The 13,006-nt window shown below is 68.2% G+C and carries 12 protein-coding genes and 1 pseudogene; 1 reads left to right on the top strand and 12 read right to left on the bottom strand.

Features of this window, described 5'->3' with window-relative positions; all coding sequences use genetic code 11:
• Positions 1-388 precede the first annotated feature (388 nt).
• The 4 genes from OG589_RS12405 to OG589_RS12390 all read right to left on the bottom strand — a co-directional run bounded on the left by OG589_RS12405 (position 389) and on the right by OG589_RS12390 (position 3,632).
• The gene (locus tag OG589_RS12405) at positions 389-988 is read right to left on the bottom strand and encodes a dihydrofolate reductase family protein (RefSeq protein WP_405148785.1); all 600 of its coding nucleotides are present in this window, start codon (positions 986-988) and stop codon (positions 389-391) included.
• A complete protein-coding gene (locus OG589_RS12400) occupies positions 985-1,851 on the bottom strand; it encodes a metalloregulator ArsR/SmtB family transcription factor (RefSeq protein WP_405148783.1) in 867 nt (288 codons plus the stop codon). Before OG589_RS12400 ends, OG589_RS12405 begins: the two co-directional genes overlap by 4 nt.
• Before the next feature lie 485 nt (positions 1,852-2,336).
• A complete protein-coding gene (locus OG589_RS12395; RefSeq protein ID WP_405152026.1) occupies positions 2,337-2,636 on the bottom strand; it encodes an OST-HTH/LOTUS domain-containing protein in 300 nt (99 codons plus the stop codon).
• A 15-nt stretch (positions 2,637-2,651) separates the two neighbouring features.
• Entirely contained in the window at positions 2,652-3,632 is a 981-nt protein-coding gene (locus OG589_RS12390; RefSeq protein ID WP_405148782.1) for an aldo/keto reductase, read from the bottom strand.
• A gap of 177 nt (positions 3,633-3,809) precedes the next feature.
• On the opposite strand from OG589_RS12390, the gene OG589_RS12385 reads away from it, so the two are divergent.
• Entirely contained in the window at positions 3,810-4,721 is a 912-nt protein-coding gene (locus OG589_RS12385) for a helix-turn-helix transcriptional regulator (protein ID WP_405148780.1), read from the top strand.
• Between the two features lie 24 nt (positions 4,722-4,745).
• Here OG589_RS12385 and OG589_RS12380 read toward each other — a convergent pair.
• The 8 genes and pseudogenes from OG589_RS12380 to OG589_RS12345 all read right to left on the bottom strand — a co-directional run.
• Positions 4,746-5,123 (bottom strand): annotated as a pseudogene (locus OG589_RS12380) (IS701 family transposase); the annotation flags it as partial.
• Positions 5,124-5,338: 215 nt separating this feature from the next.
• On the bottom strand, positions 5,339-5,869 hold the full coding sequence (locus tag OG589_RS12375; protein ID WP_405148778.1) for an AAA family ATPase: 531 nt from the start codon (positions 5,867-5,869) through the stop codon (positions 5,339-5,341).
• Positions 5,870-6,093: 224 nt separating this feature from the next.
• On the bottom strand, positions 6,094-6,852 hold the full coding sequence (locus OG589_RS12370) for an ATP-binding protein (RefSeq protein WP_405148776.1): 759 nt from the start codon (positions 6,850-6,852) through the stop codon (positions 6,094-6,096).
• A 155-nt stretch (positions 6,853-7,007) separates the two neighbouring features.
• A complete protein-coding gene (locus OG589_RS12365) occupies positions 7,008-7,904 on the bottom strand; it encodes an alpha/beta fold hydrolase (protein WP_405148775.1) in 897 nt (298 codons plus the stop codon).
• Between the two features lie 149 nt (positions 7,905-8,053).
• The gene (locus OG589_RS12360) at positions 8,054-8,872 is read right to left on the bottom strand and encodes an alpha/beta fold hydrolase (protein WP_405148774.1); all 819 of its coding nucleotides are present in this window, start codon (positions 8,870-8,872) and stop codon (positions 8,054-8,056) included.
• A gap of 169 nt (positions 8,873-9,041) precedes the next feature.
• Positions 9,042-9,722: an alpha/beta fold hydrolase gene (locus OG589_RS12355; protein WP_405148772.1), complete on the bottom strand. Its 681-nt coding sequence runs from the start codon at positions 9,720-9,722 to the stop codon at positions 9,042-9,044.
• Positions 9,723-9,845: 123 nt separating this feature from the next.
• On the bottom strand, positions 9,846-12,074 hold the full coding sequence (locus OG589_RS12350; RefSeq protein WP_405152025.1) for an ATP-binding protein: 2,229 nt from the start codon (positions 12,072-12,074) through the stop codon (positions 9,846-9,848).
• A 283-nt stretch (positions 12,075-12,357) separates the two neighbouring features.
• Positions 12,358-12,567, bottom strand: coding sequence for a hypothetical protein (locus OG589_RS12345; protein WP_405148770.1), 210 nt, complete (start codon positions 12,565-12,567; stop codon positions 12,358-12,360).
• Positions 12,568-13,006 lie beyond the last annotated feature (439 nt).

Genomic DNA, 13,006 nt, shown 5'->3' with positions numbered 1-13,006 from the left:
GGGTGACAGGTGACGCGGACGACCTCACCCTCCAACCCGCCGCTCACAAACCGCACACAGCACGCTGTCAGCCACCCGACCGGTATCGCCCTGACCCAGCACACCATCGCTGCCGCCGCAAGGGAGCTGCGGCCTGCCGGGCCCGATCCTGCGTACGCCGCTCACACTCCGCCCGCTCGGCCACGGACCGCAGACCCCGTATTCTCGCGCCCCGCCGACCGGGAGGCGTTCGCCGCCGAGCTGCGCAGCCTCGCCGGCGAACTCACCCAGGACCCCGGCGGGCTCTGACAGGGTTGCGTCACGGCGACCTCGGCGCGACCGCCGTGACGCAGCTATCGGGGCTTCGAGCTGGGGCCACCTCGCCGGCTGAGTGCGCTGATCGGCCAGCTCAGCGGACTCGGTCGTAGACCATGGCGATCTCCCCCAGCTCGCCGGTCTCCTGATGTGTGAGCGTCCACTTCGACGCCGGCAGGCCGTCGTCGAACAGTCGCTGCCCACCCCCGGCGATCTCGGGGAAGATCATGAGGTACAGCCGGTCGAGCAGGTCTGCCGAGAGGAGCCCCTTGATGACGCTCGCGCTGCTGTTGACGAGGATGTCGCCCTTGCCGGTGGCCTTGAGTTCGGCGACGACGTCGGCAGCGGGGGCGTTCACCACGCGGGTGCGTTCCCACGGCGCTTGGGTCAAGGTGGTCGAGAGGACCACCTTCTCCGTGTCGACCAGCCACTTCGCGTATCCGCGATCACGCGGATCGGCGTTCTCCTCTTCGGCGACCGACGGCCAGTACCCCATGAATCCCTCGGCATTGAGCCGGCCGAGGAGCGCCGTCGTCGCGCCCTCCCAGATGCGGGTCATGTGGTCTCGCGCGACCTCGGTGGTCACATACGGGGCGAACGCCCCGAAATCGCCGGGCCCGCCGGGACCGTTGTAACGCCCGTCGAGGGTGAGGCTCAGGTTCGCGGTCACCCTGCGGCCGGTCGAGTCGGTCATTTCGTGCTCCTTGTGTCGGTGTCGTGCCCGGTGTCGTCGGTGCTGTCGGAATCCGCGACGAGGGTCGCCGCGAGCTTGTCGAGGCTCTGGCCGAAGCCGATCTCGATGCCTGCGATGAAGTCCGCGGAGTCGACTGTGCTGTCGGTGATCCGGAAGTGGACGTCGAGGTCTGTGCCGGTGTCGGTGGGCCGGAGGCCGAGGTCGAGGTGGGCGGTGAAGGCGAAGCCGCCATCGGGAAGCAGCGGGGAGAGCCGATAGGCGAGGCGCTCACCGGGGCGTACGTCGTCGACCACTCCCTGCGCGCGCCCGGCGACCAGGTCGGAGCCGTCGGCGTCCTCGGCGTCGCGGTACTCGTGGACGATCCGCCCGCCCGGTCGCGCCTCGAAGACGAGCTCGGAGACCCGCAGGTCGTCCGGCGTCCACCATCGGGCGAGCAGGGAGGCCTCGGTCAGGTGGCGCCAGACCAGCTCGGGACGTCCTGTCAGCGACCGGAGGAATCTGAACGAGCGGCCGTCGGCCCACCCCGGCTCCTTCGCGGCGAGCCGCTCTGTGTGGAGGCTGAGCCCGTAGCGGTCGTAGGTCTCGCGCAGGCCACCGGCCTGGTCCGCGGTGTCGGCGAGCCGACTGAGCGCAGCCGCCAGGTCCCGCAGTGGAGCGGGCCGGAGCGCGTAGATGCGGCGCTGGCCGGTGCGCTGGGAGACGACGACGCCGGCGCGCTCAAGGGCCTGCAGGTGCTTGGTCGTCTGCGGCTGGCGCGCCTCGGCGAGCTGGGCGAGGACACCGACCGAGCGCGGCCGCTCGGCCAACAGGCTCACGAGCCGCCAGCGGGCCGGGTCGGCCAGTGCGGTGAGGAGTTCGTCCATGGACGTTAGTATTCTCCACAGAGAATATTCGTGTCAAGGAATATCTATAGATTGGTGAGGCCGCGTCGGGATCGGGCAGGCCGGGTTCGGGTGGAAACTCTCCTAGCCGTCACAGAACCATGCCCAGGGCGAACGCGGAGATCTCCTCCATCCGCTCCATCGTGCGGGCCATCGCCGTGCCCGTCGACTTCGTCGGCGGCGTCCGCAGCCGCTCCAGCTCCGAGACCCGCTTGCCCTCCGCCGCGTCCCCTCCGGCTCGAGCCAGCGCCCTACCTGGATAAAGAGCGACATCAAGCGGTGCCGGACGCCGAGCGGTTCGACACCGCTCCGAGGTCCGTTCGAGCTGCTCCTCCGCCGACACCGCCCGGATTCATGCCTCGGGACGCTATGGACCGGGCAGTGCGGCGGGGCTCATCGACTCCGTCACCACCCAAGTCGTCGGGCTGTCAGCGCCGGAATTCAGGACTCAGACGCAAGTCCAAGCACTACTCGGATACGCCTCCCTCGACGCCAGCGCCCGCTACTTCCGCTCCGGACCCGCCGAGAACGCCGCCGTCGTCGAGCGCGTCTTCGATCAGTAGGCCGTCTGATCTTCCCACTGGATTCACCGGCGCAGGCTTGGGCCTCGTGTCCTGGTGGCGTTTGTCGCGAGCGTAGATGACCCCCGGTTTTCCGTCGCCTGGCGTACGGCGTTCCAGCTCGAACAGTGTCGTTGCCGCCATCAGGTCACTCAGCTTGGCGTAGCCGTAGTTGCGGGAGTCGAAGTCCGGGCGTTGCTTGGTGATGATGTGGGGACGGGGTTAGAAGAACGTGGGCAGGCGCGTGACGTAGGGTTCTTCGAGGGAGTCAATCTCCTCAGCGGTGAGCTTGATGTCGAGCGCGGCGACGGCGTCGGCGAGGTGGTGCGGCTTGGTCGCGCCCACGATCGGGGCGGAGACCACCGGGTTTTTCAACACCCAGGCCATCGCAACCTGCGCCATCGACACGCCACGGGCCAAGGCGATGCGCTGGACGGCCTCGACGATGGCCCGGTCGCTGTCGAGGAATATCGGCCGGTCATGCAGGTCGACTGTCCGGTTGGTCTCCGCGCGCTGCGTGGAGCGTTCGCCCCAGGGGCGGGTGACCATTCCCCCAGCCAGAGGGCTCCACGGGATGCTTCCCACGCCCTGGTCGGCGAGCAGGCCGAACATCTCGCGTTCCTCATCGCGGTGGATCAGGCTGTACTGGTCCTGCATGGAGGCGAATTGGGTCCACCCGTGGGCCTGCGCGGCATGCTGCATCGTAGCGAACTGCCAGGCCCACATCGACGAAGCACCGAGATAGCGGGCCTTGCCTGCCTTGACCACATCGTGCAGCGCCTCCATCGTCTCCTCGACCGGCGTCTGCGGGTCGAAGCGGTGGATCTGGTAGAGGTCAACGAAGTCGGTGTCCAGGCGCCGCAGCGAGGCGTCGATCTGCTCCATGATGGCCTTGCGGGACAGACCCGCCCCGCCCGGGCCCTGGTGCATCGGCGCCCACAACTTGGTGGCCAGAACGATGTCCTCACGCTGGGTGTACTTGCGCAGCGCCCGCCCGACGATCTCCTCCGAGGTGCCCAGGCCGTAGATGTTCGCGGTGTCCCAGAACGTGATGCCGAGCTCGATGGCCTGGCGGAAGATCGGCTCGGCCGCGTTGTCGTCGAGCACCCAGGTCAGCCTTTTGGCGGGGTCGCCGAAGCTCATACAGCCCAAGGCGATCCGGCTGATCTTGAGCCCTGACGTTCCCAATCGCGTGTACTCCATGGCTTACTCCTCCTCGGTGATGCGGACCTGTGTACTTGCTCCAGAAGGCGGCTGCCTTCGCTCCCCACCGTGGCACGAACTGCTGCCTATGGCCTCCCACCAGGGGATTCCTGCTGTTACAGGTACTGCCAGCCCCCCCCCCCCCACGCACGCAGAAACGGACGTACCGTCGTAGGCATGGACGCCCGCACCGAGTTCCGCGACTTCCTCACCTCCCGCCGCGCCAAAATCACCCCCGAACAAGCCGGCCTGCCCGCCAACGGCGGAACCCGCCGGGTGACCGGTTTGCGCCGCGAGGAGGTCGCGCTACTGGCCGGAGTCAGCGCCGACTACTACATCAAACTCGAACGCGGCAACGCCCGCGGCGTCTCCGACAGCGTCCTGGAAGCCCTCTCCCGCGCCCTTCACCTCGACGAGGCCGAACGCGCCCACCTGTTCGACCTGGCCCACGCCGCCAACAGCAGCACACGGACACCCACGCGCACCCCCAAACCCCACGTGCGCCCCAGCATCCAGCGCGTCCTGGACTCCATGTCCACCACCCCCGCCTACGTACGCAACCGCCGCCTGGACATCCTGGCCACCAACCAACTCGGCAAAGCCCTCATCAGCCCGATCCTCGCGGCCCCACGCCGACCGCCCAACGTAGCCCGCTTCATGTTCCTGGACCCCACGGCCACCGACTACTACCCCGACTGGGAACGCGTGGCCGCCGGCACCGTCGCGATCCTGCGCGCCGAAGCCGGACGCGACCCCCACAACAAAGCCCTGACCGACCTGGTCGGCGAACTCTCCACCCAAAGCGACCTATTCCGCACCCGCTGGGCTACCCACAACGTCCACTTGCACCGCGGCGGCGTCAAACGCCTCCACCACCCCGTCGTCGGCGAACTCACCCTCGAGTACGACGCCCTGGAACTACCCGCCGACACCGGACTGACCATCATGGCCTACAGCGCCGAACCCGCCACACCCGCACGCAACGCCCTTAACCTGCTGGCCAGCTGGGCCGCGACCATCGACCAGAACAACATCTCCGATTCGGAGACTCATCCCACTTCCACTCCGTGGCCTGGACCCTCCGCCTAGTACTTCAGCCGTAGAGCGTGGTCGTCATGCCTGGGCGGCTTGTCGCTGGTAGTGGCTCGTCTGGGATCGGGCCTGGTGGCGGCGTCGCCAGATCGACCAGCGGAGCCGGTGGGCAGCGGTGTGGGCGCTGAACGACGAGGGTGGTGAACAGGCGCCGGATCTCATTGCAGGTGAGCGGCGTGAGTCCGTCCCACCCTGGGTGGCGGCGTGTTCGTCGGCGCGGAAGGCGTGCGCGAGCATGGCCAGGGTGACCCAGCGGGACCAGGACCGGTAGCGGCGGACCTGGTGCTCGTCCCGTGCTGCCAGGCCCTTGCCGGACTGGAAGAACTCCTCCACCCGCCATCGTGATCCGGCCACGCGCACCAGCGTGGTCAGTGGCACGGTTGTGGGCGATTTTGTTCGTGGGAACTGACCGCACTTGCTCGTGAGTTTTGACCGCGCTTGGTCGCCGTAAGCATGATCGATGTTCGCGAGAAGTAACCGCACTTTGGCGGCTGGGTTCCGCAGGCCCGAGTGCTGATGTCCCGTCTCTGGTAAGTCAGCCCTGTCTCATTTAAATCGGCCTATTACGGCCCGCGTCTTAATTAAGACGGCCCGCTGCGGTTGAGTGGGCAGAGTCAGCCCTGTGACCTCGCCAGCACCTCGTCGGCTAGCTCCGCCGGGGTGAGCTTGTCCGAGCGCAGCATGAGCGTCCCGACCGGCTGGCGGGCAGCGGCAGCCACCATCTCATCCACGCCGGTCATGCCGAACTCGCGGGCTGCCTGGTCCCACTCCTTGTCGGGGTGAGTCACGCGGGCATTAAGCCGCTCCCGGAGCACGTCGGCGTCCGCCTCAAGGAAGACGTGCAGGACCTCCTCGCCCGCGTCGGCCAGGCCACCGAGGATCTCGGCCCGGTAGGCGTCGCGGATCAGCGACATCGGGACGATGAGCGTCTCCGAGTGGTGCCTGCGCAGCGACAGCGCGGTCGCGACGACCAGTTCCCGCCAGCTCGGCAAGTGCTGGAAATCGCCGGCGGGCCGCATCCACTTCCACAGCATGAGGCCGACGTCTTCCGGGTTATACATGACCGCTTCCGGGAGTCGGCGGTGCAACTCCTCCGCCAGCGTCGTCTTGCCCGCCCCGAACGCCCCGTTAATCCAGATGATCACCGGCCCTAAGCTAGCTGGGAAGTCCCTGTTCCACTTGACATTGACGGCAATCGGATGCCCGGCGCTCCCCGGCCCGTTGTTGCCGGTGGGCCATGGCTGCGGTAGACCGCGTTCGCGGACCAGGTTCTCGCCCGTTGTCGCCGCCGAGGAGGAAGGCACAGCGGTTCAGGTCACAGCGGAGGGCGTGGAATCCGGAGGCTGATGGCGGGCATGGCCAGTTCTGATTAGGCTTGATGGGCTGCGCGGGTCTGGGCGAGGCGGTAGGAGTCGGTGCCGGTCTCGATGATGTTGCCACCGAAGGTGAGACGGTCGACGATGGCGGCGCACAGGCGGGGGTCGGTAAAGGTCTTGGTCCAGCCGCTGAAGGACTCATTGGAGGCGATCGCGACGCTGGCCTTTTCTTCGACGAGCTCGTTGACGAGTTTGGTCGCCAGGGTGTAACGGACGCGGTAGCCGGCCATCGCGGGTGCCCAGGGCGATGAACAGGTGGGCTTGCCGGTTCCCGAGTCACCGATCAGGCACAGCGGAAGCCCCTTTTTAACCCAGTCGCAGGTGGCGAGGGTGTTGATGACGGCAGGGTCGATACTGGGGTTGGCGTCGAAGTCGAACGAGCGCAGCGATTTCTCCCGGGAGAACCCGGCGGCTTTGATGCGCCGCTCGGAGCGTCGGCGCGCGCGATCGTCACACTCGGCCATGAGCAGCTTGGCGAGGTAGCCGCGGTAGGACATCTGCTCGCGGGCGGCGGCATCGGCCATCTCGGGGAACTGGGTGCGGATGGTGGGCAGGAGGCGTGCGGGCCCGCGGTCGGTGGGGGTGCGGACGTCGAGTTCGGCGCGTAGCCGGGGCACCAGCATGAAGCGCGGCGTGTGGTACTTCGGCGCGACCTCGCCGCCCCTGGTTCGGCAGGCGCTGCCCGCCGGCGCCGCACACATCGGGCAGTCGAAGCGTTCGACGGCGGCTGCCGGGTCCGCGAGCTCGCTCATGTCGCAAGACCTATCGCAACCTAGGTTCTGAGAGAGAGGTTTTGAGAGTGACGATCGGTGATGAACCGGACGCCGCGCGAGCAGTGGTCGCGTCTCGCAGAACTCCTCGTTTCTGAGAAGTGCGTGCCGGGTTCAGTGGTACAGCGCGTCCGCGATCACGTCGTCTCCGCCGGACGACCGGTGCCGCAGGTGAAGGCGTGGATGGCCGTGGTGAACGCGTCGGGTTGTTCGAGGTGGCCGAGGTGGCCGCTGTCTTGGAGGAGGAGGAACTGGGAGTGGGCGATGCCTTCGTGCAGCAGTCGTCCCCAGCCAGGACCGCAGATGAAGTCGTGGGCTCCGCTGATGATCAAAGTTGGCGTGGTGATCTGGCCCAGGTTGTCGCGGACGTCGAAGGGCGGTTGCTCGGCGCGCATCGGGTCGACCCAGGCGCGCAGGGAAGCCCGCAGAGGGGCCAGGTCGGCTTCGCGGGCCCAGTAGTCGGCGAAGTAGGCGGGCAGGACGGCACGCAGTGCCTGGGTGTAGGAGGCGTTGTCGGGGGCGGCGAGAGCTTGGCGGAACAGGTGCGGGATGGTGGCGGCCTCGGGCTGGTCGGCGTGGCGTTGCGGGAGGCGGTCGAGGTTGTCGAGCGCCTGATTCCAGAACTCCTGGCCGGTGCACGGCGAGGTGTCGTAGAGGATCAGGCCCGCCACGGCGGCAGGGTGGGTCAGCGCGTAGTGCTGGGCGACGAAGCCGCCGTGGGAGTGGCCGAGCAGGAACACGCTCGGCATGTTCAGGTGTTCCACGACGCTGTGCAGGAAGCGGGCGTAGGTGTCGATGCGGTAGTCCTGCGGCCGGGGCAGGTGCCCGGACCCGCCGGTACCGATCGGCTCCAGATAGACCAGCGTCAGATGCTGTTCCAGGTGCGGCATGCGCAGGTATTCCCAGCCCAGGCCGGGCCCGCCCGGATGGACAAGGCAAACGGGCCCGGTGCCGGCGACGTGGAAGCGCTGCAGGACTCCCCGGATGCTGATGGTGTGGCTGCCGGGTGTTAGCGGGTCGGAAGGGGGGCTCACAGGGTCCTCCTGAGTGCGAGAGTGCCGCCCTCGGGTCGCCGGGGCGGCACTCAGGTGGTGCAGCGGTGTGGGCTGTCGATCAGCGCGGGGCGTGGTTGCCGATCGGTGGTCCTGGGTGGGGCGTCGTGCCGGCAAGAGCGCGTCGTGGGTCAGTCAACGGCGCGGGCGGCGTCCTTGATGACGCGGGTCACCAGGCCGGGCTGGCTCATCATCGGCACGTGCGAGGCGCGCTTTGCCTCGTACACGTGGGACTTGGCGCGCTTGTAGAAGAAGCGCTCCAGCGCGGGCGGGATGGCCTTGTCCTCGGTGGCCACCACCGCCCACGAGGGGATGGTCCGCCAGGCCGCGCCTGCCGTCACATCGGTGTAGGAGGAGGCGGCGAACGGGCGCTGGGTGGCCTGCATCAGGCGCGTGGTGGAGACGGGCAGGTCGGCGGCGAACGCGGCACGGAACTTGTCCGGCTTGAGGTACAGGTCGACGCCGGTGCTGCCGTCGGCGTTGGTGTAGGGCACCTCGCGCACGGAGTCGGGGATCTGGCTGCCGGGGAACTTGCCGAACAGGTCGACGAGCTTCTCGCCCTCGTCGGGCGCCATGGCGGCGATGTAGACCAGCGCCTTGACGTTGTCGACGCCGACTGCGGCGTTGGTGATGACGGCGCCGCCGTAGGAGTGTGCGACCAGCACGATCGGTCCGTCGATCGACTTCAGCACGCTGTTGATGTACGCAGCGTCGGTCGGGATGCCGCGCAGCGGGTTGGCGGGGGCGATCGTCTTGTAGCCGTCGTGCTGGAGCCGGTCGATCACCGCGTTCCAGCCGGAGGCGTCGGCGAAGCCGCCGTGCACCAAGACGATCGTGGGCTTGGTGCCATCCTGCGTGGCGGCAGCTGTGGTCGCGGACGCCGACGGCACGGTGAGCAGCGCGGCGGCCAGGCCACCGGCAGCAGTGGCGAGCATGACGCGGCGAGGCATAGGACGGTTCATATCTGTCTCCAAGGGAGCTTCAGGGGAGAGTCGTTGACGCAGCGCGGTGCCGTCCCTTGAGGTCCAGCACCTCAGGGGTGGGCCCGCCCTGGCGATGACGCGCACCGCCAGGGCGGGCAGGATCAACTGGCTCGGCGTGATCTGCCGAGCGCTGTGTTCAGGCGGCGGCCTGGCGAATGAGGTCGGCGACGGTGGCGGGCTGGGAGACGTAGACGGCGTGGCTGCCGACGGCTTCGACGACGGTGGCTCCGGCGCGCTCGGCCATGGCGCGCTGGGCGGGCGGCGGGATCATGTGGTCCTCGGTAGCCACCAAGTACCAGGACGGCTTGTGTCGCCAGGCCGGTTCGGTGACCGTCCCGCCCAGAGCGTCCACGCCCCACGGGACCTGGGAGTCGGCCATGAACCCCGCGGCGTGTGCGGGCAGGTCGGCGGCGAAGGCGCCATGGAACTTGTCGCGGTCCAGGAACAGGAAACCGTTCACCGGGGGCAGGATCGGCGGCACCGGAGCCCCGGGCGGCGGGTCGGCGATCAGGCTGCTGACCGACTCGCCCTTGTCAGGGGCGAACGCGGCGATGTAGACGAGCGCCGCCACGTTGGGGTGGCTGCCGGCCTCGCTGACGACCACGCCGCCGTAGGAGTGACCGACGAGTACGGCGGGGCCGTCGAGGGAGTCGAGAACCTGGTGGGTCGCGGCGACGTCGCCCGCAAGCGACAGCGTCGGGTTCTGCACGATCCGGACCTGGAAACCGTCCTTGGCCAGGTCGTCGTAGACGCCCTGCCAGCCGGATCCGTCCACGAAACCGCCGTGCACCAGCACGATGTTCCTGATGGTCGTCATGGTCACTCCTGACCTGGGAGAACAGGCCCGATGCCTGTCCGACACCTCCTCATTCAAGCCGCGCCCAAGATCACCGGCCATGCAGAACAGCATGCAGAAGTTCTGCGTAACCAGTCCGTGGGCTCAGCGCAGAGCCGCCGCCAGATCGCGGCACCGGCCGGCAGACTCGACCTCACCGATCGTCTCGAACACCTCGGCCGCGCGAGCGTAGGTGTGGCGGCTTTCGTCGATCCGGCCCTCCTCGGCCAGAACGCCCGCGAGATTCTCCAGAACGCGGGCTTGTGAGCTGAACGCCTGGAATTTCTCCAGCAGCACGGCGGCCTCGCTCAGCACGTCGATCGCTTCGGCCGGGCGGCCGAGCAGGCTCAGACAGTGGCCGATCCGGGCCAGCGTCTGCGACCGGGTGAAGGAGGCGATGCTCGGCGACATGCCTGAGGCCTCGTCATCCAGCAAGGACAACACCTGCAGGAACTGCTCCAGCGCCGCCTCGCGGCGTCCATCGGCGACAAGGATGTCGCCCAGAGCATTCAGGCTCTGGACGTAGGCGTCCATGTCGGCGTCGGCTTGGAACATCCGCGCCGACTGCGTCAAGGAGGCGGCGGCCTCCTCGAGATGGCCGAGCTGTCGCAGCGCCGTACCCGCGTACTGGTGCGCCCAGGCGATCTGCGCCCTGGAGCCGCTGCGGGTGGCCAGCTCCAGCGCCTGATTCGCCAACCGCAGCACCCCCTCCAGATCCGTGGGCGGCACCAGATGCACCCAGGCCAGGTAGTTGAGCTGGGTGGCCTGCTGAGTCACATCGCCCAGGGCGGCGGCCGCCTGAGCGCCGAGCGTGAACACCTCCTCCCAATGCGGCCAGTACATCCACCGGTCGGAGAACCAGTGCATCGATTCGGCGCAATCCAGGACGAGGGCGTGCTGCCCGCCGCTGGCCGCGGACCGCAAGGCGGCCAGCCAGTTGTCGGCATCCGCGCGCAGCCAGCGCTCGGCCTCCTCCGAGGAGGTCAGGTCGGCCAGATCGGGGTCGGGCTGGCCGGGACGCCCGTGGGCGGGCTCGAACCAGCGCCCGGCCGTGATGGCCATACGCAGCAGCCACGACCTCATCGTCTGCAGGCTCGCCCCGCGATCGGCTGCGGGCTCTTCGGCATTCAGCCGCTCGCGGGCGAACAACCGCACCAGGTCATGGAAGCGGTAGCGGCCCGACGCGCCATCCTGCAGCAGACCAAGGTCGACGAGCTCGTCGAGCGCATCCCAGGCCTCCGCGATCGAAACCGTCGCGACCACCGCGGCCAGGGCGGCATCGAAGTCCCGTCCAGGCACCAAGGCCAGACGGCGAAACACCCGTCTCGCGAACGTCGCGAGCTGCTCATACGACATCCCGAACGCGTTAGCGACCTCCAGGTCGCCCGCCCGCAGCTGACCCAGTCGCCGCTCCTCATCAGCCAGCCGGACAGCGAGCTCGGCGGCGCTCCAGCCCGGCCTGCTGGCCAGCCGGTTGCCCACGATCCGCAACGCCAGCGGCAGACCACCGCACAACTGGGCGAGCTCACCGATCGCCGCCTCGCCCTGGGAGGAACCCCGCTGGGCCACGATCCCGGCCAGCAGCTCGGCCGCTTCCACCGGCGGCAACGGGCCCAGACTCAGCCGCTGCACCCCCTCCAGCCCAGCCAGCAACCGCCGGCTCGTCACCAGCACCCGACTGGGACCACCACCCGGCAGGAGCAGCCGGACCTGCTCCTCCGATCCGGCGTTGTCGAGCACCACCAGCACCCGCCGCTCCCGTAACAGCGCCCGATACAGCGAGGCCCGCTCCCGGACCTCGCGGGGAATCTGCCGCTCCGCGGTCCCGAGCGCGCGCAGCACCTGCGTCAGAGCGTCATCGACAGCCAGCGGCTGGGCCGACATACCGAACAGATCGACGAAGAACACCCCATCGGGAAAAGCGGAGCCCAAGACATGAGCGGCGCGCACAGCGAACGTCGTCTTGCCCAGACCCGCCGCACCGGTGACAAGCGCGACCCCGCCGGCACCCGCCGCGTCACCGGCATGCACGAAGTCATCCATCCACGCCAGCTCGGCGGCACGGCCAGTGAAGTCGTCCACCGACCTGGGCAGCTCACCCAGACCTGACGGACGCGCCCAGTGATCCCGCAACCGGCCCTCACGAGCCAGATCAACAAATTGCTTGCGCTCGCTCTCGCCCAACGAGAGCGCGTCGGCCAAGGCAGTAACCGTCCGCTGCTGCGGCCTCGTGCTACGCCCGCGTTCCATATCCGACACAGTCCGGGCACTGACCCCCGACGCCTCGGCAAGCTGCTCCAAGGTCAGACGTGCCGCACGCCGATACTGGCGCAGTAACTCCGCGAAACTCGACGGAATGGTGATGGCTCGCTCCTTCTCCGCGCCTTGACGCCGACAACCCCGAGCTTACGGATCAAGGCAACCGAGCCCTAGAAGATCGGCTCCGGCGCCGTCGCCGGACGATCCTCCCAGCGGCCAACAACTCCAGCCGGAGTCGTCGCGCTCCGCTGCATGTTGACCCCCGCGGCCAAGGCCTGACGGAACGCCTGCGGGAGGCCGATCGCCTCGGCATGGTCGGGGCGTCGCTCTGGGAGGTGGTCGAGGGCATGCGGCCGAATCACCGCTGTCCCTCCGGTAGCGGCGTGGCTCCCTGTACCGGGTTGCCGTCGATGGCGGTCACCGTGTACGGCGTGCCGCCGATGTGCAGCCGGTGCGGTTCCTCCGAGCTGTTGACCAGCCGCAGCAGCACCGGCTTACCTGCGTCGATCGCTTCCTTGGCCGGTTGGTCGGCGGTGCCGAACGCGGCGATTGGATCGTCGGCGGGCATCGCCGAACGATGGCCCCTGAGCGACACATATCAGCACTGCCATCACCCGCCTGCAGGCACTACCCACACCAACCTGACCAGCATTAACCCACCCCGACGACCAGGAATGGACACCAGCGGGCCCATGTAACCCCGCCTACCCGGCGCGACAGCCGGGCACTCGCGCTGACCACGACCGCGGAATCAACCCCAGCCGAACCGCTCAACCGACCACACGAAGATCGCGAAAGATCGAGGCTTACATCCGTAGCGGATCGTCTGGCAGGCGTCGATCTAGTACGACGGCTTATGCGGTAATTGTGGCGCCGCATTCATGCTCAGCTCTGAGGATTCTCAGGTGATAAATTCCGATTTGGGGAGTAATTCGCCGCCTCTCGCTATGCCGCTTTCTATTTGCTCACTTGTGGGATGGCCTGTCGTGTTGGTATCCGGAGGCGTG

This window comes from Sphaerisporangium sp. NBC_01403 (genome assembly GCF_045040145.1).
In the GTDB taxonomy this organism is placed as follows: Bacteria; Actinomycetota; Actinomycetes; order Streptosporangiales; family Streptosporangiaceae; genus Sphaerisporangium; species Sphaerisporangium viridialbum.
The sequence above is the reverse complement of the archived record's forward strand: the minus strand, read 5'-3'. Positions and strand labels throughout refer to the sequence as shown.